This window comes from Pantoea sp. SGAir0183 (genome assembly GCF_043545505.1).
Genome location: NZ_CP028057.1, coordinates 262051 through 283985, shown reverse-complemented (window position 1 = coordinate 283985; position 21935 = coordinate 262051). Strand labels below are relative to the sequence as shown.

Sequence of the window (21935 nt, the reverse complement as noted above, 5' to 3'; positions counted from 1 at the left end):
TATGCAGATTGGAATGGTAGGACTCGGCCGTATGGGCGCAAACATGGTTCGTCGTCTTCTTAAACAGGGCCATGATTGCGTGGTCTTCGACGTGAATGCCGATAACGTTGACGCACTGGTTAAAGAGGGGGCAACCGGCGCGTCGTCGCCAGCCGATCTTATTGCTAAACTGGCGGCGCCGCGCGCGGTCTGGCTCATGCTGCCTGCCGCGATCACACCGAAGATTGCGCGGGATTTCGCATCAAAGCTGAATAAAGGCGACGCCATCATTGACGGGGGCAACTCCTTTTATCGTGAAGCGATCGATCTCTCTGGAGAATTTTCCCCCCTTGGGATCGACTATATCGACGTCGGTACATCGGGTGGCGTGTGGGGCCTGGAACGTGGCTATTCCCTTATGATCGGTGGCCCGCAGGCGGCTGTTAAGCGTCTGGATCCGATTTTTGCGTCGCTCGCGCCCGGTGCCGGTCAGCACATTGAGGAAGATGCGGCCGTAGGCACAGCGCCGAGAGGCTATCTTCATTGTGGGCCAGCGGGCGCCGGACACTTCGTCAAGATGGTACATAATGGCATTGAATATGGTGTGATGGCCGCCTATGCCGAAGGCCTGAATATACTGAAAGCCGCCAATGCCGGAAACGGCGAACGGGAGGCAGATGCGGAAACCGCGCCTCTGTCCCATCCTGAATATTACCGTTTTGACATCAATCTTCCCGCCGTTGCGGAGGTATGGCGACATGGCTCGGTTATCGGTTCCTGGCTGCTTGATTTGACCGCCGAGGCGTTGAAGCAGGACCCGCATCTTAAAAACTATGATGGTCGTGTGTCAGATTCCGGTGAAGGCCGCTGGACACTGCAGACAGCGGTGGAAACGGGCGTTCCCGCGCCGGTTCTCGCGTCTGCTCTCTTCGGGCGTTTCTCTTCTCGTGGTGAAGCTCTGTTTGCTGAAAAAGTTCTTTCAGCCATGCGGCACGCCTTCGGTGGCCATCTGGAAAAAAACCGCTAAAGCGGAGGGACACAGCGATGGTACAGCAACGTTCAGACGTACTGGTAGTGTTCGGTGTCACAGGCGATCTTGCCTATAAAATGATTTTCCCTTCACTCTATGCAATGGTGGAGCGTAACACGCTCAATACGCCCATTATCGGTGTGGCGTTTGAAGACTGGACGCGCGACCAGTTGATTGCGCGTGCAAAAGAGTCGGTTGAAAAACACGTCGATGAGTTCGATGAGGCAGTCTTTGCTGCGCTGGCGGACAGGCTGTCCTATGTTTCCGGCGATTATCGCATTCAGTCAACATTCGATGGATTGCGCGATGCGCTGGGGGACCATCATCACCCGCTCTATTACCTGGCTATTCCCCCCTCGCTGTTTGAAACGGTCGTCACAGGTCTGCAAGAGGCAGGTATCGCGAAAGGCGCCCGCCTGATGGTGGAAAAGCCGTTCGGCCGCGATCTCGCGTCGGCAAAACAGCTGAACAACGTGCTTCACAACGTTTTCGATGAGGACGCGATTTTCCGTATCGATCACTTTTTAGGGAAGGAAGCCATCCAGAATCTCCTTTACTTTCGCTTTGCCAACAGCTTCCTCGAACCAATATGGAATCGCGATCATATCGAAAGCGTTCAGATTACTATGGCCGAGGACTTTGGTATTAAAGGACGCGGCAAATTTTATGATGAAGTTGGCTGCCTCCGCGATGTGATCCAAAATCACCTGGTGAATGTGCTGCTGTTGCTGACTATGGAACCTCCCGCCTCCGGCGCATCCGACGATCTGGTTGATGAGAAAGTTCAGGTGCTGAAGGCCATTCCCCCCCTGTCGGACGATGATGTGGTTCGTGGACAGTTTGCAGGCTATACCGATGAACCCGGTGTCAACCCTTCCTCTTCGACAGAGACGTTCGCTGCGGTTCGTTTCCGGATTGCGACATGGCGCTGGAGTGGTGTTCCCTTTTTTATCCGTGCCGGCAAAAATCTGCCTGCGCATGCGACGGAAGTGATCGTGCGCTTCCGGCGACCACCCGTTACACTTTTCGATGACATTGCCAACGAGGCCGCTAACTATATCCGCTTTCGCCTTGGTCCGGATATTACGATCGGCATTGGGGCGCGACGCAAGGCGGCTGGCGAAAAGATGCGAGGTGAGGCCGTTGAGCTAACGACGCTTGACGATGGCATCGGCGATATGGCGCCCTATGAGCGGCTGATAGGCGATGCGATGGCTGGCGATCGTCAGCTTTTTACCCAACAAGACGCAGCGGAACTGGCCTGGAAGATCGTTGAGCCAGTACTGGATAAGAAAACCGTCCCCCTTTCCTACAAGCCCGGAACCTGGGGGCCGGATACGATGGCAGACTTTGCGCCCCCCGGCGGCTGGGTCGATCCCGATTGAGTTATGGAGCACTATCAATGACGCGGCAACCTAAAAAGAAAAAAGATCAAATCGTTCTGGCCATCGACATCGGCGGAAGCCATGTAAAAATCCTCTCCAGCGCTGGCGGGGTGAAAAAGAAGGCAGACAGTGGAAAGACAATGTCTGCGGCTGAAATGGTTGCTGTGGTTAAGAGCCTGGCTGAAGGCATGGCCTACGATGTGATTGCAATGGGATATCCCGGTCCGGTCGCCCACAACAAACCGCTTCGGGAACCCGCCAACCTCGGTGAGGGCTGGGTGGGATTTGACTATGCGGGCGCATTCGGTTGCCCTGTTCGTATCGTCAACGACGCCCTGATGCAGGCGCTGGGTTCCTATCAGGGCGGACGCATGCTCTTTCTCGGTCTTGGCACGGGATTAGGTGCTGCGATGATCGTTGAGAATGTCGCTCAGCCCATGGAGATTGCTCACTTACCTTATCGCAAGGGCAATAGCTATGAACATTATGTGGGTGAAGCCTATCGGATAAAAAAGGGCAACAAAAAATGGCAAGAGCGTGTTTTTGATGTAGTGGAGATGCTGACCGCCGCGTTACAGCCTGAGTACGTCGTCTTAGGCGGTGGAAACGTAGGTGAACTCGATTCACTTCCGCCCAACTGCCGGAAAGGCGACAACACGCTGGCATTCGAAGGTGGATTTCGTCTCTGGAACGACCCAAACTTGATCACGTGATTCCTGCCTTTTAAGAAGGCCAGAATAGCGTTGCTGTGTTTTAGGTTTACTGCCGTGAACGTTTATTCGCGGCAGACTAACGAAAACCGCCAGCGAATGCGACATTCATGGCTGGCCGACCCGACCCGTCATTGCCGGTGACCGGCATCGGTGGGTTAAGAAAAGCTGTCAGAAACCCCAAAAAAGCCTGAAAATGGCGTTTTTTATTGTTGCTTCATACTGACTGACATCACCCACTTTATCCCCTAACGCTTTCACCGGGACAGATGCAATGTCGGTTGTCACAACGCGGTACTTGCTGCCGTTAACCAGTACCTCAGGATAAAGTTCACCTGAACCCACGAACTCGCCCGGAAGAGCAAGAGGGGCAACCATTAAACGGCCTGGTGTGTCTATCAGGTAGCTTTGTACTTCAACAAGATAAGGATATTTTTTACCATTCTTGTGTGAGTAAACGTCAAATTGCATCCCTACCAGTTCCTGTACATATCAGAAAGCGATCCCTCTTCTCCCACAAAGTCAGAGAAGGCTTTCATGCTTTCACGGTTTTCTTCTTTCCAGCGTTCAGCCCGGATTCTGCGAGCCTCAGTAGTGACAAGCTCGTTAACCATTTTAGAAAGGTTTAAACCCGCAGATGAAAATATCTCGTAGGCTTCTTTATCAATGGTGACGTTAGTTCTGTATTTCATGTACACCTCCGAAGTGTGAGTTACAAGTATACACTGCTGATACACACCAGCAAGGAACGATTTTTAGGTGTACTCTGCTTTCACCTGCGCCTGGTTTGACCCGCCCGAAAAGTGTTGTTCAGCTTGTCAGACTGCTTATGACCCTGAATGTACGATCACACTGGCCCAGAGAAAAATGTCTGCTCAGATAACAGACTCTTTCTGAATAAGTGGCCACTTTGTTTACCGTCTTGCACGGGCCAAAACAGATAGCCGTGAAGAAAAACGAAACGGTGACGATATACTAGCTGACCACTTGTCCGCGTTTCTGATGCGGGTAGCTTTCTGTTGAAACCTTTCAGCGACAGGAAGGAAGGTGAATGCAGGAAGCGGATTAATGTAAGTGCAGGTTTAACTCTCGTTGTGCGGCAAGAGCGGAGGGACGGCAAAAAGCTCGTCCTGGTGGTCCGTCTGCCGTGGTTACTCATACACAATAAAAAAGTTTCAAGCTAGCCATTTGACTGGAGCACAGCATGTTAGACACCAGCATATATCACACCTCAGAAACAACCACCGGCGTTTCCTGCTCACCCACTAACCTGGTGACCCTCAGGGACAGAAATAATAAAACATGGATTATCCAGAAAGAGCTTATTGCATGGGTCCGTGAAGAAGAATTTTCAAAAGGTTGCCGCGTCGTTCTGTCTAACGACAAATGGTTTGACGTTCCTCTCGTTATCGATGAACTGGTAAGCGCGCTAGGTTTGCCGGTTCCACCACATACTGACGACTAAGTGGGTGCCGTGTGACAGGTGCATAAGTGCCTGTCCAAAAAAATATCACAGAACTGCGATGCCATAGGTTGAGTGCGTGTGCCGCTCAGAACGTGTCGTTGAGTCTGTTTTTATCAGCATGGATCATTCGCAGGGTGACAACGCGTGCGCCCGGCGCAACAGCTTATCAGTCCAGTACATCCGCTCATAACCCGGCATGCGGCACTAACATACCAACGACTTTTCCAGCAAAGTAATATTTTTGCCCGCCGAGTATTCGATCCGGAATTTATCAACATACCACAAAATCAATTTCAGCCCTCTGCCGCTTTCCTGGGTCATTGTCTGGCCAGAAAAAGCATCACAACGTGCCGCCTGGAGGCGTTCAGCGGGAAATACACTCCCCTCGTCCATAAAGCGAAGCGTAATGCTGATGTCTGACGCAATAAATTCCACTGTAAACCGGCGGTGACTGTCTTCGTTTAGCGCATGACGAATGATATTGGTTGCTGTCTCACACGCGGCGAGATCGAGTGAGAACCGCCAGTCATCATTCACGGGTAACGCATTGAGAATCAAAACGGGAAAACGGTGGGCAGTAATGTCCATGAGGAAAGCATTCAACGTGACGACTAAGGTAAATTGCCTGAAAACCCACGGTTTTTTGCGAAAACCTCTTATGGAGTTGGGCTGATGCTACCCTGTACGGAGCACAGCCCTGTTTCACTGGCGGGCAGAGCGTTTTTCTTCCGCTTAGCCTCTTTGTTTCCTGAATGATGCTTTACGGGTGCGTAAAAAATACCCGGTTGTCGTTCCGGCCCGCTCCGCCCTTCCTGCTTCTCCGGCTGAGGAAAAGATCCCGGTTTACTCCTTCACCACCGCCTCCGTCTTCACCCTTGGCTGTGCGCTTGCCATTTTGCTTCGGCTCAAAAATGCATTCAGCAAAATCGCCCCGAAGGTCGCAGTGCCGATCCCGCCCATGCTGAAGCTGCCGAGCGTCAGGGTAAAGTTGCCTGCGCCTAAAACCAGCGTGACCGCGACCATGATAAGGTTGCCGTTCAGCCCCAGGTCGATGTGGTTTTGTACCCAGATGCGGGCACCTGCCACGGCAATCAGCCCAAATACCACAATGGATGCGCCGCCGAGCACCGGGCCGGGAATGGTGTGGATCAGTGCGCCAAATTTAGGTGAGAAGCCCAGCACAATGGCAATGACCGCCGCGGCGACGAAAATCAGCGTGGAGTAAATCTTGGTGACAGCCATAACACCTATGTTTTCTGCATAGGTTGTCACGCCTGTTCCGCCTGCGGAGGCGGACAGCATCGTCGCCAGGCCATCACCGATAAACGCGCGGCCCATGTAGGGATCAAGGTTTTTACCGGTCATACCGGCCACCGCTTTAATATGGCCGAGGTTTTCTGCGACAAGGATTACTGCGACCGGCGCGATCATCAGCATGGCATGCGCGCTGAATACCGGCGTCGTAACGGTTGGTGCGCCAAACCAGGGTGCCTGAGCGACCGCGCTAAAATCCACTGGCGTGCCCAGTCCAAGGCCGTTGGTGATGACCATATAAATCAGATAAGCGGCCACCAGCCCCAGTAACAGCAACAGGCGCTGCACCAGACCGCGGGTGAATACGGCTACCGAACCGATGCAAAGCACGGTCATTACGGCCATCCAGCTGTCAAACGAGGAGGCGGAGACGCTGTGAATCGCAATCGGCGCGAGGTTTAGCCCAATCGCCATGACCACGGCACCGGTCACGACGGGCGGCATCAGACGTTCAATCCACCGCGTGCCAACCGCCATTACGCTAAAACCGATCACCATATAGAGCAGGCCGCAGGCAATAATCCCGCCAAGGGCCACACCAATATTGGGATTCGCACCCTGACCACTGTAGCCGGTTATCGCGATAACCAGTCCGACGAAGGCGGCACTGGACCCGAGGTAACTTGGTACGCGGCCGCCTACCACCAGGAAGAACAGTAAGGTACCGATCCCCGACATCAGGATGGCCATATTAGCGTCAAAGCCCATCAGTAAGGGCATGAGGACCGTGGCGCCAAACATCGCTACCGTATGTTGCAATCCCATAACGATCGTCGTGCCTGACGGCAGCCGTTCATCCGGCGCGATGACGACGCCATCCAGATTGCCTTCTCTTTTACGCCATTGCGGAAACCAGGTATTTGCCATGCACGACCCTTACTAAGTTGAGAGGAGTGAGTTAACAGGCTGTCTGACGCATCAGTGGATGATAGCGCCGGTCGAAATACACCAGTCCATGGCTATTGTCGTTGCGCTGGATAGCAACGACTTCACAAAACAAAATATCGTGGGTGCCGACGCTGGTGATCTGCGTAATGTTGCAGTCAAACGACACCAGCGCATCGGTGAGGATCGGCGATCCGGTGGCAAGGCTGGCCCAGTCAGCGGCCGCGAAACGCGCATCCATCGGTGTCTTTCCGCCGAACAGATTGGACAGCGACGCATGACTGTCTGAGAGCGTGTTAACGCACAGCACCTGGTTTTGCGTAAACGCCGCATGAACAGAGGCTGCGCGGTTCAGACATACCAGCAACGTCGGTGGCGTATCGGTCACGCTGCATACCGCAGAGGCAGTAAAACCGGCTCGTCCACCTGCCCCGTCTGTGGTGATGATGTTGACGGCGGAACCCAAGTGCGCCATCGCATCGCGGAACTCTTGCTTTTCAACGGCAGCCTGTTTAGCAGCGGTTGCGGGCTGTGTGGCGTTCAGAGTGGATTGCATGCTCATGTCCTCATAATGAAACAGGGTGCTTACAGCACGCGGCAGGCGCGGTCAAAGTCAAGACGCGGTGCGCGCGGATACAGTTTGCTGCTGTCGCCGTAACCGATGTTGATGAGAAAGTTGGATTTCCAGCCCGTCTGCGCCAGGAAGGTTTCATCCACTTTCGCATTGTCGAAACCAGACATCGGTCCGGTATCCAGTCCGAGTGAGCGGCAGGCCATAATCAGATAGGCTGCCTGCAGACTGCTGTTGCGAAATGCCGTATCGTGCGCCAGCTGCGGGCTGGAGGTGAACCACGAACGCGCATCGCCGGAGGGAAACAGTTCGGGCAGTAATTCATAAAACGCAGGATCCCAGGCAATGATCGCCGTCACCGGTGCAGTCAGGGTTTTCTTCAGATTGCCGCTGGACAGTGCCGGTGCCAGTTTCTCTTTGGCCGCCTGGCTCTGGATAAACACAATGCGCACCGGGCTGCAGTTTGCAGATGTTGGCCCCATGCGCGCCAGCGCGTAAATCGTTTCCAGCTGTTCATGGGTCACCGGTTTATCCAGCCAGCCGTTATGGGTGCGGGCGTCGGTGAACAGGGTTGCCAGGGCGCTGGCGGTTAAGGCTTCGGCCATGATATCTCCGTTGAAAAGGGCTCGGACACGATGTCAGCTGCATGAAAAGCATGCCGCCGCAGCCAGTCCAGTAAAATCGGGTTAAACGTATCGGGGTCGGTCACACTCATGGCGTGACCGCCATACTGCATTTGCTGGTGCTCCCCCAGAGGAATACGGGCAGCGAGATCGGCCGAGCGCTGCCAGGGAACCAGCAAATCGTCTTTACAGCTCAGCGCCAGCGTCGGTGCTATCACCCCGTCGAGCGAGGCGGTCAGGTCAGACGTCATCAGCGCCTGTAAGCGATGCAGCAGATTTTCCATTCCCTGAAAATGCGCCACCTGATGCTGGCGCTCTTCCTGCAATAACGCCTCATGCTCAGAAAGCCAGTCGCCCGGATACAGAAACAGGGGCTGCGCCTGAACATACGCATCCACCCCGCTGTTAAGCAGCAGGTTCTGGCGGACCTCAAAGCAGCGGCGCGTCTGGCTGTCGAGCGTTGCCCATCCGTTGATGACCACCAGACTTTGCAGTAAGGCCGGATAACGCAGTGCAAGATGCAGGCCAACGATGCCGCCGAGTGCGTGACCGACGAGATGGCAGCGGCGGATATCCAGCCCATTGAGCATGCCCGCCAGATCATCGGCCATATCCTCCATGCGGTAACCGGCCGGAACGGTGCCCTGACTCAGGCCGGTGCCGTGCTGGTCATAAATCACGACGCGAAAATACTGTGTCAGTACAGGCAGTTGCGGCTGCCAGAAACTGCCGGAACCGCCCAGCCCTGAAGAGAGCACGACCGTGTCTGCATCGGCATTATTTTTACCTAATACCTTGTAATACATGCTGTTTCCTCAGGGTTATCAGAACAGATGCCGGTAAACAGATTACTTGCCGATGTGGGCAATCGTTGCGATCTCAATCAGGGCATCCGGCTTTACCAGCCCGCACTGAATACAGAAACGCGCGGGTTTTTCACCGGGAAAATACTCGGCGTAGACCTGATTGATTGCGCCGTAATTGGCCCAGTCGGTGATAAAGATGGAATTCATGGTGACGTCCTCCATTGTGCCGCCTGCGGTTTCAATCACGTTTTTGATGATCTCCAGAACGTGACGGGTTTGTGCCGCGGCATCGCCAACATGCACCACGTTGTTGTCTTTATCAAACGGCAGCGTCCCGGAAACGTACACCACGCCATCGGCGAGCGTGCCCGGAACAAAAGGTGCCAGTGGCACTCCACTGCCAGCGGGAATAATGGCGCTTTTAGGCATCGTTAATTGTCCTTTGTAAAAGCGGTCAGGCCGCGTGTTGTTCAGTTTTGTAGCCAACAGCGTCACAGAACTGACGCACGTTAGAGACCCAGCCAAAAAAGGTTTCAATGTTATAAATTGCGGCTTTCTGTGCGAATTCCGGGCCGGCCTGGTGCGTGGCGTCTTCCAGTACGACGCCAAAATATTCCAGGAAAAAGCCATCGCGCAGGGTAGATTCCACGCAGACATTCGTGGCGATGCCGGTAAACACCAGATGATGAATGCCATAGCTGCGCAGCAGGCTGTCGAGCTGGGTATTAAAGAAGCCGCTGTAACGGGGTTTGGGCAGCACAATATCGCCCGGCTGCGGCTGAAGCTCATCGACCAGATCGTAATCCCAGTCGCCTTTTGCCAGCAGTTTGCCCATCAGCTCCGGGCGTTTGCGCATGGTTTTTAGCGCATTGGATTTATGGAAGTTCGGCGACCCCGCACCGCCGGCTTCGACATACTGATTATCCCAGCCGTTCTGGAAGAAAATCACTTTGATGCCCGCCGCGCGTGCGGCGGCAATCGCCACTTTAATATTGGCGATCACCGGCGCGGTGGCAGAGACATCAAAGCCCGCCAGATCCAGGTAACCGCCCTGTGACGCATAGGCATTTTGCATATCCACGACAATCAGCGCAGTTTGCTGCGGGGTAAAAGCGATGGCTTCAGGACGGGCTGTGAGGACCGTTTCCTCGCCGGTATTGTGGGGTTCGCGGCGGACCACTGACGGATTCTCAACAACGTTCATTATGCGACCTCTTTCTGCGCAATGCCGATGTGCTGGCGGGTTTTCATTAATGGCTGAATGTAGCGGCCAAAGTTTTCGATGCCCTCAACGAAGTCGTCAAAGGTCAGCAGGACGCCGCCGGCGCCGGGCACGGTGTCGATTTCATCGAGCATTCTGGCGACGCTGGCCCAGGAGCCGACCAGTGTGCCCATATTGATGTTGACCGCTGAGGTGGGATCCGCCATCTGACGGACATTGGTATCGCTGCCGGATTGGGTGTCCTTGCTGCTCTGATCGGTCAGCCACGCGAGCGCCTCGGCGTCAGCCCCGGCTTTATACAGCTCCCATTTGGCGCGCGCGGCCTCATCGGTTTCATCAGCGATGACCATGAACAGCACATAAGAAGACACGTCGCGGTTTTCAGCCTCTGCCGCTTTTTTCATGCGGGCGGCGGTTGGCGCGAAGGCCGTTGGTGTATTGACGCCCTTGCCGAAGCAGAAATTAAAGTCGGCATGTCTGGCAGAAAACGCCATGCCTGCATCACTTTGCCCGGCGCAGATCACTTTCATCTCGCTTTGAGGGCGCGGGCTGACGCGGCAGTCGTCCATTTTGAAGAATTCGCCGTCGAGCGTGCAGTGGCCGGTGCCCCACAGATCGCGCAGCACGCTGACGTATTCGGTCAGGTAATCATAGCGGCGGGTAAAATAGTCATCGCCCGGCCACATGCCCATTTGCTCGTACTCGGGTTTTTGCCAGCCGGTGACAACGTTGACACCGAAACGGCCGTTAGAGATGGAATCAATGGTGGCGGCCATGCGCGCGACGATCGCCGGCGGCATCACCAGCGTAGCGGCCGTGGCGTAAAGTTGAATGCGAGAGGTCACGGCGGCCAGTCCGGCCATCAGCGTGAACGACTCCATATTGTGTTCCCAAAATTCGGTTTTACCACCGAAGCCGCGCAGTTTAATCATGGAAAGCGCAAAATCGAAATGGTAGTGCTCCGCTTTTTGCACGATGGTTTTGTTCAGGTCGAAGGTCGGTTTGTACTGCGGTGCAGTTTCTGAAATTAACCAACCGTTGTTGCCGATAGGAATAAAGACACCGATTTTCATCGCTCACCTCGATTAAAAGTAATAAGTACCAATACAAGGGCTTACGAAAATCTCTGCGCGGCTTGAGTGCGTCCTGCGGGTTCCGAATTGCACCGTGCTGAAATCTCCAGACGCAAGAGTCTTTGCAAAGCGGGTGCCAGTTTTAAAATAAATAACCTTTTCATAGGGTTGAAAGTTTGAATGGAAGATAACTGGAGCAAACGGTCCGTTTCGGACCCATTGTTCAAAAATAACTGCACAGATAACAGGCAAGATTGAGCAAAAAGGGTGCAAATCGCTCAACTGTTGATTTCAGAGCGCGTGAATAATGAGCGTTGCGATGGTCGCCCCTGCCCCCATTTGTTATGATTCACGCCTTGCTGTTTGTCTCAGGAGATGTTGTGAAGCCATTGGTCGAACACCCGCACGCTGCCGCCGGAGAGCAAAAATCCGTTAGCCCAGGCTCCAAAACCACAACGCGACGCTCGCGGGCGGTTGCTGCCAAACGTGGCGCTATCATGACCGCCGCACTGGAATTTTTTTCACTCTATGGCTTTCACGGCACCCGGCTGGAGCAGGTTGCAGAACGGGCTGACGTCTCGAAAACCAACCTCTTTTATTACTTCCCGACAAAAGAAGCGCTCTATATTGATGTGCTGAAAGGACTGCTGGATATCTGGCTGGCGCCGTTAAAGGCGTTACAGCCCGATCAGCATCCACTGGAAGCCATTAGAGAATATATTCGCCTGAAACTCTGTGTGTCCCGCGATCATCCGCAGGCTTCGCGTCTTTTTTGCCTGGAGATGGTTCAGGGCGCGCCGTTGCTGAAACAGGAGCTGGGGGGCGGCCTGAAAACCCTGGTAGAAGAGAAATGCGATGTCATTCGGGGCTGGATTAAAGATGAGCGCATTGCCCCCGTCGATCCAATGCAGTTGATTTTTATGCTCTGGGCAACGACGCAGCATTACGCCGATTTTAGCGTGCAGGTTGAGGCAATCACCGGTAAAACGCTCAGCGATCCGGCGTTTTTCGACCAGACGGTAAAAAACCTTCAGCACATTATTACTGAAGGCATTCAGATGCGGGCTTAATCCGCCTGGCGGGGGCGTTTGTACCGACGCCTAAGCGAAAGGTTGCCAAAGATTTTGCTCGACGCAGCGTCGGGTGACATGCAGGCCGCTCATCTCTGCTGAATGGCTAGCGAAGCCCGATCAAACGGGTCGTTTGAATTAGGTATTCATCAGACTCTGTACGCCTGTATTGCCCAGTACGCGGCGCAGGAAATCCTGCGTGCGCGCTTCCTGAGGCCGCAGCAGCACCTCATCCGCATGACCCTGCTCTACAATCTGTCCGCTGTGCAGGAAACACACGCGATCGGCGACCTCTCTTGCAAACTGCATCTCATGCGTTACCACGATCATGGTCATTCCCTGCTGGGCCAGGTTGCGCATAACCTGCAGCACTTCGCCGACCAGTTCTGGGTCCAGCGCGGATGTCGGCTCATCAAAAAGAATGGCTTTAGGCTGCAGGGCCAGCGTGCGGGCAATTGCTACGCGCTGCTGCTGACCACCGGAAAGCTGCGACGGCCAGGCGGAAACTTTGTCGCCCAGCCCTACTCTTTCCAGCAGCTCTTTGGCCATCTTTTCGGCTTTACTGCGTGTCTCGCCATTGACGTAAATCGGCCCTTCCATCACGTTTTCCAGCACGCTACGGTGAGGAAACAGATTAAAGCGTTGAAAAACCATACCGATCTGGCGACGCAGCGCGTTGATACGTTTGCTTTTACTGTCAACATGCTGATCAAGCACGCGGATGGTGCCGCTTTCATAGGTTTCCAGCCCGTTGATACAGCGCAGCACCGTCGATTTCCCGGAGCCTGAAGGCCCGACCAGGCACACCACTTCGCCCTCTTCGACGCGAAAACTCACCCCTTTCAGCACTTCAACTGCACCAAAGCGCTTATGGACATCAAGAATTTCAATCATCTCATGCTCCTTTTTTCTGGCGATTTTCAAGGTGCCTGGTAAAAGCCAGCAACGGCATGCATAACGTCAGGTAGAGCAACGCCACCAGCGTATACACAGTGGTGTTATCAAAGGTCGAAGCCGCCAGAAGCTGGCCCTGGCGGGTCATTTCGGTAACCGCGATCGTTGACGCCAGCGCTGAGTCTTTCAGCATCATGACCAGGGTATTGCTGTATGGCGGCAGCGCGACATGAAAAGCCTGAGGCAGAATGACGCGTCGCATCGCTTTAAAGAAGCTCATGCCCATAGAGCGCGCCGCCTCAAGCTGACCACGATCGACCGATTCAATACCGGAACGAAAAATCTCGGCCAGGAAGGTTGAAAAGCAAAACGCGATACCGATGACGCTGGCCTGAAAGGATGTCAGGGTAATGCCGATATCGGGAAAAACGAAATAGATGTAGAACAGCACCACAATCATCGGCAGTGCGCGAGTGATATTAATGATGACGCTGACGGGCCAGGAAATGATTTTAAAAGGACACATTTTTGCGGCAGCGAAGATCAACCCCAGCGGCGTACTGATGAGCAAGGACAGTAGCGTGATATAAATCGTCATTTCAGCCCCTTGCAAAAGAAAGGGAAGGTAAACATGAATGCTGCTCCAATCCATTATGCGCTCCCGCCGGTGTTGAGTGTCATGCTTCAAATTCATTTAAATGAATATGTTTATCAGTAAATACTGTCAAACTTTTCATCTGATGACGTCATAGCATTAACTTATTAGTGTAATAAAGTGCATTGAAAGCCCACTGACTGGGGAAATCAAAGGGTTTTATGTTAATTTGTGAGGCGCAACATTTTTAGAAAAGAAAAGATTGACAGGCAGGAATTTAATTTCATTATAGTGAAATTAATTGTTCACATGTCAATCAGGAGTAAGTGATGTCTCTTCGGTCGCACGTTACCATGGCTTTATTCTCTGTTGCCCTTGGCCTCACTTGCAGTGCACAGGCAGCGCCACTGACGGCAGGTTCTCCGCCTTCCAGCGCGCCTACCACGTTTCTGGATACCAAAACCGGTAAAATTGAAGGCTTCATGCCGGACGTGGCCGCGGAAGTGGCCAAACGTCAGAAGCTTGACATCAACTTTACCGCGGTGCCTTTCTCGACGCTGATTCAGTCTGTAATTGCGGGCAAAATCGACATGATTGTGGCCGGGATGACACCCACACCAGAGCGCGAAAAACGTATTGCGTTCTCGCAGCCAGTCACTGCGTTTGGACCGGGGCTGGTCGTGCGTGATGACAATAAAAAAGTCTATCGCTCGCAGCAGGATCTGAAAGGCGACATCGTCGGCACCATGGCGGGCACCGATTATACGCAGGCGCTGATTAAGAGCGGTATCGCGAAAGAGGTGAAAGTGTATGACAGTCCGGCAGATATGATGCGCGATCTGTCCCTGGGCCGTATCGCTGCGGGGATGAACGATTACCCGATAATGAAATATCAGGAAAAATCTGGCGCGTACAAAGGCATGCATGTGGTGGACGGTTACAAGCCTGAGCATATCGCACCTATGGCCTTTGGCGTGAAAAAAGGGAACGATAAGCTACTTGCCGATATTAATACTGCCCTGACGGCAATGAAGGCCGACGGCACATTGCAAAAAATCAAAGCGAAGTGGGGAATGCCTTAATCGCGTGTTGATGCACGGAGGCACGCAACCTTAAGGAACATGGTGATGAAAACAGCGTTAATGCACTCAGAGGATCTGAGTGCCGTCGAGATGACGATTGGCTTACGGCTAAAGCAGATACGCAAGTCGCGCAATATGACCATCAAGGCACTGGCGGAACAGGCTAATGTGTCGGCGGGAGCCATCAGCCAGATTGAGCGCAATCTGGCTAACCCCACGGTACGGGTGCTTGAGCAACTTCGCGTGGTCCTGAATGTCCCACTGACCGCTTTTCTTGAACAAAATGAAGAGATGCGCCCCGGTGCTGAACATTATGTCCGGCGCTGGCGTGAGCGGCCACATTTTGAAGTTGGCAGGCAGGGCATAACCAAGGCGATGTTATCGCCTTCTGGCGAACATGATATTCAGTTTATGTATATCAGCATCCCTCCCCGCACGCGTTCGGAAGAAATGCTGACAGGCATTGGTGAAAAAGCAGGTGTAGTTATGGAAGGCCGTCTCACGCTGGAGGTGAACGGTGAGGCGACTTTCATCGAAGCGGGCGACAGTTTTCAGTTTAAAAGTCATCTTCCGCATAACATTTTTAACGACAGCGACACTGAAGCCCGCGTGTTGTGGATTATGCATATTCCGCCCCGACATCATATTTGAAACAAGGTTAACCCATGCGAATTAAGGTCGATAGCGTCAGTGACAGTTCCGTCTTCCCCACCTCTGTTGATGTTGTTGTGATAGGCGGTGGGATTGTGGGGACGTCAACGGCATATGAACTGGCAAAACAGGGGGTTTCTGTTGCGCTGTTTGAGAAAGGTGTGATTGCCGGTGAACAGTCAGGCCGAAACTGGGGCTGGGTTCGTCAACAGAACCGTGATTTGCATGAGTTACCAATGGCGATGCGAAGCCTGCAGCGCTGGGATGAGCTGAGTGGTGAAATCGGGATGGATTTGGGCTTCAGGCGCAGCGGTATCCTCTATGGCACGCTAAATGAAGCTGACCTGGCGCGCTGGGAAAAATGGGGACAGCAGGCAAAACAGATTGGCTTTACCAGCCAGTTGCTCTCCGCGCGTGAAGCACAGGAGCGCATTGGGAACAAAACTCCATGGCGAGGCGGTGTATGGTCACCGACAGATGGTCGTGCAGAACCGTCGCAGGCGGTACCGGCCATTGCGAAAGGCGCGCAAAAGCTGGGAGCCAGCATTTTTCAGCGTTGCGCGGTGCGCGCACTGGATATCAGCGCGGGCCGTGTTTCTGGCGTCTGGACAGAACGCGGACTGGTTAAAGCCAGCCGGGTAATTTGCTGCGGCGGTGCGTGGAGTTCGCGTTTCTGCAGACAATATGGCGTAGAACTCCCCGCCGCCAATATTCTGGGTACGGTATTTAAAACAACCGCCGCTCCTGAGGTCGTCAAAGGCTGTCTGAGCACGCCTAATCTTTGCCTTCGCCGCCGTCTGGACGGCAGTTACACCGTTGCCGTTCCGGGCCTTGGCCAGATTGATTTAGCACCGCAGAACATCCGTTATGCTGCAAAGTTTTATCCCATGTTCCGCAGCAAGGTCGCTAAAAAACTGAAAATCCGCCTGAACGGTTCATTCTTTTCTGGTCCTGAAGCGTCTGGAAGCTGGTCGCCCGACAGACCCTCGCCGTTTGAAAAGATCCGGGTGCTTGATCCCACGCCGGACAAGCGCATCATTCACGATGGCCTGGCCGAGTTGATTCGCGTCTTCCCCGAACTGGAGGGCATCAAAGTCGATTATGCCTGGGCCGGCTGGATTGATACCACACCGGATTTGGTGCCGGTGATTGATCAGGTGAGCCAGCTCCCCGGCATGTTTATTGCCTCAGGCTTTAGTGGCCACGGTTTTGCCATCGGACCCGGTGCGGGACTGATGTGTGCACAGATGTTAACGAATAAGCCCGTTTATACGGACCTGACGCCCTACCGGCTCTCACGCTTCGAGAAAGGCAATGCGATTCGCCAACCGCAAATGATGTAACCGCGCTGATAACAGACAGGCCATGCGAACAGCGCATGGCCGTTATCGAATGACAAACAGCCCGCTCAGGCATGTTTTTAGCGCTGTAGCGCCGCCTGATTTATCCGACATGAAAACCCCTGCCCGGCCCTACTCAACCCGCACCTGAATATGGCCGCGGGATTTCGCACAACTCTCCAGACTCAACGCGGCCTTTTCTGCGTGTCCGTTACTGTGAGTCCCGCTTGTGATGCATAGAAAAGTAACGGTTATCAATGCTTTCGCGGAAAAAGCTATCGGGATCCACCGCGGCACAAAATCCCTGGTAAACCCGGGCAGGAACGGCCAGCCAGCGCCGGCAACTTCCGTTGCGATATTCAAGCTCGAGCACACCCGAAGTGGGATCGAATCCTGCGCTGCGAAATAAAGAAGAGTTAATATCGTGTCGTTTCATGAAAGATAGTCCGTATCGGTTAAGCCCAGGCCTGCATCATTGCCGCGCTGGCAGAGCGGCAATGTATCACAGACTTCCCCATTGTTGAGCAACCTTCAATGCGCTGACAAATAACAGTTATTGATGACACCGCGCGCTGACATGGCTTTTACCGGATCAAGCCCGTCTTCAGTAAAGGCTGGTCCTGCTAATATACATGGGCAATGTGGCAGTGATTTTTCACCAACCAGAACCACAGCTGAAAGGCGTTGACGACGTCTGACAAAATCATTGTGGTACCTTATCTGAAACCGTCCCCTCGATTTATCCTCACCAGGGGGATGTAAATAAATATTTCAAACGTAAGCGTTAACGATTTTTAAAATTCTTTTTTGTTGAGTGAGCAGTGCCGTAAAAATAAAAACTTTAGGGCTAAAAGAAAGATAAAAGGCAAATGCATCGATTAGGATTTAATGATTTTTTAATAATAAATAATTTGAGTTAGCGCCCTATTTCCTTCTGGTCACGCCAGGTGGGGGTTATTCACAGCAGGTTTCAGCTGCACGACCGTACTTGTCTCGTCAAAGTGCACAGGTTTAGCGACACCGCCAACACGACTGCAATTTAATTTCATGATTAGCAAAGGGTTAATTTGCCCGTTTACGAATACACTCAATAAAAAGACCTAAAAAAAAATGACAATCTGTTTTGCTGTTAACATTTTTTTACCAGCTTAACGAAAAATTGATGGTCATGAAATGACCATAAACCGATTTGCAACGACGCGCAAAATCAGAAAAATGCCTGATTAATGCGTTGTATCTTCATGTCTGGTGTCACTTCATCAGGACAAGAAAATGGCAAGCATAAGCTCACTTGGCGCTGGTACTAACCTCGACCTCAACACGTTATATGATAATTTACAGTCAGCTGAAGAAGCGCAGTTGACTCCAATTACCACACAGCAGGCGTCATACAATGCGCAACTGACCGCCTGGGGCGTGGTACAAAGTTCAATGTCAAAATTGCAGACAGCCGCTGCGGCTTTGCAAAACGCATCAAGCATAGCGACCACGAAGGTCACCAGTACGAATACGGCGTTTACCGCCACGCTTGCCAGCAATGCCGCTGCCGGAAACTATTCCGTTGAAGTGGATCAGTTGGCCGCGTCACAGTCACTGCTCTCTAAATCAGCCAGTAGTGAAACAGCGCAGCTTGGCGACAGCAGCATGGCTTCCCGCACGATCACGATTAGCCAGCCTGGACAGAAATCCCCGCTGACCGTGACGTTAAACCAGAACCAGACAAGCCTGACTGCTATTCGTGACGCGATTAACCAGCAACAGGGCAGCGTAAACGCCAGCGTTATTATGGCGAACGACAATACCTATTATTTGTCCCTGACCGCACGTGACAGCGGGACGGCGAATGAAATGACCGTCAGTACCAACGACTCAACGTTGGCACAGTATGTCAATTACAGCAGTGGTGGCAGTAATAATGGTATGACAGAACAGGTTGCCGCTCAGGATGCGCAGATAAAAGTGAATGGCTTATCAATTACCCGCAGCAGCAACATTGTGACGGATGCACCGGAAGGTGTAACCCTGAATTTAAATAAAGTGAATACCGGCTCGCCGGAAACGTTATCCATCGCGTCAGATACATCGCCGATGTCGACAGCAATCCAGACATATGTGGATGCGTATAATTCGCTGCAAAAAACCATTGCCGATCAAACAAACTATACGCCTGTACAAGCCGGACAGGCGCAGAGTGCTGACAATGGCGATCTGCTCGGTGATAACACGTTAATGAATATTCAGACCAGCCTGCGCAGTCAGTTTTCTGATCCTCAGTCGGGTAATATTCAGGAGCTGTCTCAACTGGGCATTACACAGGATGATAAAGGTGATCTGACCGTGGACAGTACGAAACTGAATAATGCGCTGACGAATCAGCCCGCCGATGTTTTAGCGTTTCTGACCGGCGATGGAAAGACAACCGGCTTTGCGACAGAGGTGACGAATAATCTCAACCAAATGCTGGCGAGTAATGGTACCGTTTCGAACGCCACAACAGGGATTAATACGTCGTTGAAGCAGCTCTCAGATCAATACAATACTGTTAACGACCAAATCACAACGATTATGGCGCAGTATAAAACGGAATTTACCAATCTGAGTACGCTGGTTTCTTCTATGACGCAGACCGGTAACTATCTGGCTGCACAATTCGCAAAAATGTAATAGCTGCCTTATCTTATTACTCTTCAGACAGATATCTTGTAAAAGATATCTGTCTGGTCATTATCTTCCCTCCATCGTTCTGCTTTACTGTTTCTGAATAGCGGTAACGCTTTACCACTCTCTTTCAGAGCTGAGTCATACGTAATACAGGTTTAGATTAATTTCTTCCGTTTCTGTGAAACCAGCAGCAGTGATTGGGCCGTGCTACCCTGCCCACTTGCTTTGCAATGCAATACCACTCATCCTCTCTGACCACGTTGCGCCAGGACGTAAAACGATTTTCGCATAACTTTCATTATTTCAAAGTGTTACACGGAAGTAATGATATATCTTGGCGGGCTTTTTTAGACAGGTTTAATACAGGTTTTCTTATCAATGCATAAACAGGAAGAAAATAAGGCAACCGCCTGGCATCAGGGACTTTTTCTGATATTTAATTATCCGTGCTATTTAACAGTAAATGCTGTAACAAAAAGTTTTTAAGGTTAAGGAATTAAGTAATTTGGTTGTATTTGATGTGTGGCAATAATTCTTTTTTACAAGGATACCGCAGGCGTTTCCTTTCGCTTAAAACGGCACTTCTGCTATTCACGAATTAATCTTATCTGGCGATTTTTAATTAAAGTTCTGTGGTTTCGTTTCGATAATAATAATGCGTAAATCATACGTTCTCCTTAGAAGGAATTTATCATGTCAGTGATTAACACTAACGTTCTGTCGCTCATCACTCAGAATAACCTGGATAAGTCTCAGTCTTCTCTGGGTACCGCTATTGAACGTCTGTCATCGGGCCTGCGTATTAACAGCGCAAAAGATGATGCCGCGGGTGAAGCGATTGCTAACCGTTTTACGTCAAACATCAACGGTCTGACCGTTGCTGCGCGTAACGCGAACGACGGTATTTCATTGTCTCAGACAGCGGAAGGTGCGCTGGATGAGATAAACAACAATCTGCAGCGCGTCCGCGATCTGACCGTTCAGGCGCAGAACAGCTCCAACTCTGCTTCGGATATCGATTCGATTCAGGCTGAAGTTAACCAGCGCATGCAGGAAATCGACCGCGATACCAAGCAGACCGATTTTAACGGACTCAAAGTACTGAACACCGGTTCAGGCAGCACCACCTACAACTTCCAGGTTGGTGCGCAGGATGGCCAAACGATCGGAATTACCATCAGTTCAAGTGACAGTTTTGACCTGGCCGCAGCAGGTAACGCCTCTTCTGGTAACGTGCAAAACACCAGTTCAACAACCGGTCAGACAGTGAATGGTACAGCCCGCAGCACCGCGGCTATCGGCTTTGACGTACTGAAAGGTGCCGTTACCGGTGGATCGGGCGGTACAGCATCTGGCAGCACACCGCTGGCAGATATTGATAAAGCGATTAAAGCCGTTGACAGTCAGCGTAGCCTGTTGGGTGCGTCTCAGAACCGTTTTGAGTCCACCATCAGCAACCTGAACAACACCGTCACCAACCTGACTGCTGCCCGCAGCCGTATTCAGGATGCGGATTACGCGACGGAAGTGTCGAATATGTCACGTGCTCAGATCCTCCAGCAGGCAGGTTCCTCGGTACTGGCGCAGGCCAACCAGGTGCCACAGACGATGCTGTCATTACTGCGTTAAGAGCCAATTCAGGAACCACGCCTGTTACAGGCGTGGTTCTTATCACTCAGCGGCGGTTTGTCAGCTCACCTTTCGAATGAAGTCGCTAAATGCCGCTAACTGCTTAGCCAGATGCTCTCTTGTACCCTGTTCAATCACCTCTCCGGCCTGCTCATCCACTTTATTCTGGATAACGCCCCCCATGAATTCCGGTTTGTTTAACACCATCGCATCCAGAAAAACCAGAATCTGCCGCAGATGATACTGACAGCGTGCGCCACCGATAGCCCCCATTGAACTCGTTTGAATCGCCACGGGCTTACCGGCTAAAGGCTGATTGGGCACGCGAGACAACCAGTCGATGGCATTTTTCAGTCCGCCAGGAACGGAGTAGTTGTATTCAGGGGTCACGATAATGACGCCATCAGCCTGGCGGATCTGTTCAGCCAGCGCCGTGACGGTATCTGGAAAGCCTGCTTCCTGCTGGATATCCGCATCATAAAGTGGAATATCCCGGATTGACGGCAGCGCTTCTACCACCACGCCCTGCGGTGCCAGTTGCGGTAGCGCATGCGCAATCATCGCGTTATACGATCCTTTTCTCAGGCTGCCCAGTAAGGTAACCATTTTTAACGGCTTGTCTGACATTGTCGTTCCTCTTTTCGATGGCTAAGTGCGTTTTCACGCCACGTCTGGAATATAATATGGCGTTTCTGACGGATTAAAAGTGAGTGGTTATGCGGCAATTTTTGTTGGTTTTAACATCAATTTTGGTCGTGGGCTGTGCGCAGGATCATCGCACCCGCACATCAGGCCTCGCCAATCCTGCCTCACAGCATTGTCTGGCCGTTGGCGGAAAAAGCGATATTGTAAAAACGCCAACGGGTGAAGTGGACTACTGTACGCTGCCTTCGGGTGAACATATCGAGGAATGGACCTTGTACCGCCGTGACGAATCGAAGGGGTAAGCT

25 protein-coding genes are annotated in these 21935 nt (G+C 52.4%); 11 read left to right on the top strand and 14 right to left on the bottom strand.

All coding sequences use genetic code 11. The features are described from left to right. Nucleotide 1 precedes the first annotated feature (1 nt). Genes gnd through C1N59_RS21875 form a run of 3 tightly spaced genes read left to right on the top strand, consistent with a single transcriptional unit; the run spans nucleotide 2 to nucleotide 3107 of the window. Nucleotides 2-1006, top strand: a complete 1005-nt coding sequence (gene gnd, locus C1N59_RS21885) for a phosphogluconate dehydrogenase (NAD(+)-dependent, decarboxylating) (protein WP_058702568.1) — start codon at nucleotides 2-4, stop codon at nucleotides 1004-1006. Nucleotides 1007-1023: 17 nt separating this feature from the next. Next, on the top strand, nucleotides 1024-2394 hold the full coding sequence (gene zwf, locus C1N59_RS21880) for a glucose-6-phosphate dehydrogenase (RefSeq protein WP_394551141.1): 1371 nt from the start codon (nucleotides 1024-1026) through the stop codon (nucleotides 2392-2394). Nucleotides 2395-2411: 17 nt separating this feature from the next. After that, entirely contained in the window at nucleotides 2412-3107 is a 696-nt protein-coding gene (locus C1N59_RS21875; RefSeq protein WP_394551139.1) for an ROK family protein, read from the top strand. 168 nt (nucleotides 3108-3275) lie between these two features. Here the strand turns inward: C1N59_RS21875 and C1N59_RS21870 are convergent, their stop codons facing one another. Both C1N59_RS21870 and C1N59_RS21865 read right to left on the bottom strand, forming a co-directional pair. After that, nucleotides 3276-3575 (bottom strand): CcdB family protein, encoded by a 300-nt coding sequence (locus C1N59_RS21870; protein ID WP_039339392.1) that lies wholly within the window; start codon nucleotides 3573-3575, stop codon nucleotides 3276-3278. A 2-nt stretch (nucleotides 3576-3577) separates the two neighbouring features. After that, nucleotides 3578-3796, bottom strand: coding sequence for a type II toxin-antitoxin system CcdA family antitoxin (locus tag C1N59_RS21865; protein WP_006121899.1), 219 nt, complete (start codon nucleotides 3794-3796; stop codon nucleotides 3578-3580). 512 nt (nucleotides 3797-4308) lie between these two features. On the opposite strand from C1N59_RS21865, the gene C1N59_RS21860 reads away from it, so the two are divergent. Beyond that, nucleotides 4309-4569, top strand: coding sequence for a hypothetical protein (locus C1N59_RS21860; RefSeq protein ID WP_394551137.1), 261 nt, complete (start codon nucleotides 4309-4311; stop codon nucleotides 4567-4569). A gap of 204 nt (nucleotides 4570-4773) precedes the next feature. Here C1N59_RS21860 and C1N59_RS21855 read toward each other — a convergent pair whose 3' ends face one another. The 8 genes from C1N59_RS21855 to rutA all read right to left on the bottom strand — a co-directional run bounded on the left by C1N59_RS21855 (nucleotide 4774) and on the right by rutA (nucleotide 11063). Beyond that, complete coding sequence (locus C1N59_RS21855; RefSeq protein WP_394551135.1) at nucleotides 4774-5157, bottom strand: ATP-binding protein; 384 nt, start codon at nucleotides 5155-5157, stop codon at nucleotides 4774-4776. A gap of 255 nt (nucleotides 5158-5412) precedes the next feature. Continuing rightward, complete coding sequence (gene rutG, locus C1N59_RS21850; protein WP_394551133.1) at nucleotides 5413-6750, bottom strand: pyrimidine utilization transport protein G; 1338 nt, start codon at nucleotides 6748-6750, stop codon at nucleotides 5413-5415. 31 nt (nucleotides 6751-6781) lie between these two features. Beyond that, a complete protein-coding gene (rutF, locus tag C1N59_RS21845) occupies nucleotides 6782-7324 on the bottom strand; it encodes an NADH-dependent FMN reductase RutF (RefSeq protein ID WP_394551131.1) in 543 nt (180 codons plus the stop codon). A gap of 29 nt (nucleotides 7325-7353) precedes the next feature. Next, complete coding sequence (locus tag C1N59_RS21840; protein WP_006121913.1) at nucleotides 7354-7944, bottom strand: malonic semialdehyde reductase; 591 nt, start codon at nucleotides 7942-7944, stop codon at nucleotides 7354-7356. Beyond that, complete coding sequence (gene rutD / locus C1N59_RS21835) at nucleotides 7929-8768, bottom strand: pyrimidine utilization protein D (RefSeq protein ID WP_394551129.1); 840 nt, start codon at nucleotides 8766-8768, stop codon at nucleotides 7929-7931. Before rutD ends, C1N59_RS21840 begins: the two co-directional genes overlap by 16 nt. Nucleotides 8769-8810: 42 nt before the next feature. Next, entirely contained in the window at nucleotides 8811-9197 is a 387-nt protein-coding gene (gene rutC, locus C1N59_RS21830; protein ID WP_006121916.1) for a pyrimidine utilization protein C, read from the bottom strand. Between the two features lie 25 nt (nucleotides 9198-9222). Beyond that, nucleotides 9223-9972, bottom strand: a complete 750-nt coding sequence (gene rutB, locus C1N59_RS21825; protein ID WP_006121917.1) for a pyrimidine utilization protein B — start codon at nucleotides 9970-9972, stop codon at nucleotides 9223-9225. Then, the gene (rutA, locus tag C1N59_RS21820; RefSeq protein WP_006121918.1) at nucleotides 9972-11063 is read right to left on the bottom strand and encodes a pyrimidine utilization protein A; all 1092 of its coding nucleotides are present in this window, start codon (nucleotides 11061-11063) and stop codon (nucleotides 9972-9974) included. Before rutA ends, rutB begins: the two co-directional genes overlap by 1 nt. A gap of 389 nt (nucleotides 11064-11452) precedes the next feature. Between rutA and rutR the strand changes: the two genes are divergently transcribed. Next, a complete protein-coding gene (rutR, locus tag C1N59_RS21815; protein WP_226374676.1) occupies nucleotides 11453-12133 on the top strand; it encodes an HTH-type transcriptional regulator RutR in 681 nt (226 codons plus the stop codon). 138 nt (nucleotides 12134-12271) lie between these two features. Here rutR and C1N59_RS21810 read toward each other — a convergent pair whose 3' ends face one another. Both C1N59_RS21810 and C1N59_RS21805 read right to left on the bottom strand, forming a co-directional pair. Continuing rightward, the gene (locus C1N59_RS21810) at nucleotides 12272-13027 is read right to left on the bottom strand and encodes an amino acid ABC transporter ATP-binding protein (protein ID WP_006121920.1); all 756 of its coding nucleotides are present in this window, start codon (nucleotides 13025-13027) and stop codon (nucleotides 12272-12274) included. A 1-nt stretch (nucleotide 13028) separates the two neighbouring features. Then, entirely contained in the window at nucleotides 13029-13679 is a 651-nt protein-coding gene (locus C1N59_RS21805; protein ID WP_006121921.1) for an amino acid ABC transporter permease, read from the bottom strand. A 272-nt stretch (nucleotides 13680-13951) separates the two neighbouring features. Here C1N59_RS21805 and C1N59_RS21800 point away from each other — a divergent pair, with 272 nt between their 5' ends. From C1N59_RS21800 to C1N59_RS21790, 3 genes are read left to right on the top strand one after another with little or no spacing between them, the layout of a single operon-like run. Beyond that, entirely contained in the window at nucleotides 13952-14704 is a 753-nt protein-coding gene (locus C1N59_RS21800) for an ABC transporter substrate-binding protein (protein WP_006121922.1), read from the top strand. 45 nt (nucleotides 14705-14749) lie between these two features. Beyond that, the gene (locus C1N59_RS21795; protein ID WP_006121924.1) at nucleotides 14750-15355 is read left to right on the top strand and encodes a cupin domain-containing protein; all 606 of its coding nucleotides are present in this window, start codon (nucleotides 14750-14752) and stop codon (nucleotides 15353-15355) included. 14 nt (nucleotides 15356-15369) lie between these two features. Beyond that, nucleotides 15370-16698 (top strand): NAD(P)/FAD-dependent oxidoreductase, encoded by a 1329-nt coding sequence (locus tag C1N59_RS21790; protein WP_394551126.1) that lies wholly within the window; start codon nucleotides 15370-15372, stop codon nucleotides 16696-16698. Between the two features lie 208 nt (nucleotides 16699-16906). Here C1N59_RS21790 and C1N59_RS21785 read toward each other — a convergent pair whose 3' ends face one another. Continuing rightward, on the bottom strand, nucleotides 16907-17131 hold the full coding sequence (locus C1N59_RS21785) for a KTSC domain-containing protein (protein WP_006121926.1): 225 nt from the start codon (nucleotides 17129-17131) through the stop codon (nucleotides 16907-16909). 836 nt (nucleotides 17132-17967) lie between these two features. Between C1N59_RS21785 and fliD the strand changes: the two genes are divergently transcribed. Together fliD and C1N59_RS21775 are read left to right on the top strand one after the other, a co-directional pair. Next, a complete protein-coding gene (gene fliD, locus C1N59_RS21780; RefSeq protein ID WP_033742492.1) occupies nucleotides 17968-19359 on the top strand; it encodes a flagellar filament capping protein FliD in 1392 nt (463 codons plus the stop codon). Nucleotides 19360-20049: 690 nt separating this feature from the next. Further along, nucleotides 20050-20985, top strand: a complete 936-nt coding sequence (locus C1N59_RS21775) for a flagellin N-terminal helical domain-containing protein (protein WP_006121927.1) — start codon at nucleotides 20050-20052, stop codon at nucleotides 20983-20985. A gap of 60 nt (nucleotides 20986-21045) precedes the next feature. On the opposite strand, the gene C1N59_RS21770 is transcribed toward C1N59_RS21775, so the two are convergent. Beyond that, a complete protein-coding gene (locus tag C1N59_RS21770; RefSeq protein WP_110268477.1) occupies nucleotides 21046-21612 on the bottom strand; it encodes an NADPH-dependent FMN reductase in 567 nt (188 codons plus the stop codon). Between the two features lie 89 nt (nucleotides 21613-21701). Between C1N59_RS21770 and C1N59_RS21765 the strand changes: the two genes are divergently transcribed. Further along, entirely contained in the window at nucleotides 21702-21932 is a 231-nt protein-coding gene (locus tag C1N59_RS21765) for a putative hemolysin (protein ID WP_394551123.1), read from the top strand. Nucleotides 21933-21935: the final 3 nt, after the last annotated feature.

Excerpts from the sequence above, each read along its gene's own strand:
- rutA (WP_006121918.1), bottom strand. The coding sequence starts at position 11,063 with ATGAAAATCGGTGTCTTTATTCCTATCGGCAACAACGGTTGGTTAATT.
- C1N59_RS21840 (WP_006121913.1), bottom strand. The coding sequence starts at position 7,944 with ATGGCCGAAGCCTTAACCGCCAGCGCCCTGGCAACCCTGTTCACCGAC.
- C1N59_RS21770 (WP_110268477.1), bottom strand. The coding sequence starts at position 21,612 with ATGTCAGACAAGCCGTTAAAAATGGTTACCTTACTGGGCAGCCTGAGA.
- C1N59_RS21775 (WP_006121927.1), top strand. The coding sequence starts at position 20,050 with ATGTCAGTGATTAACACTAACGTTCTGTCGCTCATCACTCAGAATAAC.
- C1N59_RS21800 (WP_006121922.1), top strand. The coding sequence starts at position 13,952 with ATGTCTCTTCGGTCGCACGTTACCATGGCTTTATTCTCTGTTGCCCTT.
- C1N59_RS21865 (WP_006121899.1), bottom strand. The coding sequence starts at position 3,796 with ATGAAATACAGAACTAACGTCACCATTGATAAAGAAGCCTACGAGATA.
- C1N59_RS21855 (WP_394551135.1), bottom strand. The coding sequence starts at position 5,157 with ATGGACATTACTGCCCACCGTTTTCCCGTTTTGATTCTCAATGCGTTA.
- rutC (WP_006121916.1), bottom strand. The coding sequence starts at position 9,197 with ATGCCTAAAAGCGCCATTATTCCCGCTGGCAGTGGAGTGCCACTGGCA.
- rutD (WP_394551129.1), bottom strand. The coding sequence starts at position 8,768 with ATGTATTACAAGGTATTAGGTAAAAATAATGCCGATGCAGACACGGTC.
- zwf (WP_394551141.1), top strand. The coding sequence starts at position 1,024 with ATGGTACAGCAACGTTCAGACGTACTGGTAGTGTTCGGTGTCACAGGC.
- fliD (WP_033742492.1), top strand. The coding sequence starts at position 17,968 with ATGGCAAGCATAAGCTCACTTGGCGCTGGTACTAACCTCGACCTCAAC.
- C1N59_RS21860 (WP_394551137.1), top strand. The coding sequence starts at position 4,309 with ATGTTAGACACCAGCATATATCACACCTCAGAAACAACCACCGGCGTT.
- C1N59_RS21810 (WP_006121920.1), bottom strand. The coding sequence starts at position 13,027 with ATGATTGAAATTCTTGATGTCCATAAGCGCTTTGGTGCAGTTGAAGTG.
- C1N59_RS21805 (WP_006121921.1), bottom strand. The coding sequence starts at position 13,679 with ATGGATTGGAGCAGCATTCATGTTTACCTTCCCTTTCTTTTGCAAGGG.
- gnd (WP_058702568.1), top strand. The coding sequence starts at position 2 with ATGCAGATTGGAATGGTAGGACTCGGCCGTATGGGCGCAAACATGGTT.
- rutF (WP_394551131.1), bottom strand. The coding sequence starts at position 7,324 with ATGCAATCCACTCTGAACGCCACACAGCCCGCAACCGCTGCTAAACAG.
- C1N59_RS21790 (WP_394551126.1), top strand. The coding sequence starts at position 15,370 with ATGCGAATTAAGGTCGATAGCGTCAGTGACAGTTCCGTCTTCCCCACC.
- C1N59_RS21785 (WP_006121926.1), bottom strand. The coding sequence starts at position 17,131 with ATGAAACGACACGATATTAACTCTTCTTTATTTCGCAGCGCAGGATTC.
- C1N59_RS21795 (WP_006121924.1), top strand. The coding sequence starts at position 14,750 with ATGAAAACAGCGTTAATGCACTCAGAGGATCTGAGTGCCGTCGAGATG.
- C1N59_RS21870 (WP_039339392.1), bottom strand. The coding sequence starts at position 3,575 with ATGCAATTTGACGTTTACTCACACAAGAATGGTAAAAAATATCCTTAT.
- C1N59_RS21875 (WP_394551139.1), top strand. The coding sequence starts at position 2,412 with ATGACGCGGCAACCTAAAAAGAAAAAAGATCAAATCGTTCTGGCCATC.
- rutB (WP_006121917.1), bottom strand. The coding sequence starts at position 9,972 with ATGAACGTTGTTGAGAATCCGTCAGTGGTCCGCCGCGAACCCCACAAT.
- rutG (WP_394551133.1), bottom strand. The coding sequence starts at position 6,750 with ATGGCAAATACCTGGTTTCCGCAATGGCGTAAAAGAGAAGGCAATCTG.
- C1N59_RS21765 (WP_394551123.1), top strand. The coding sequence starts at position 21,702 with ATGCGGCAATTTTTGTTGGTTTTAACATCAATTTTGGTCGTGGGCTGT.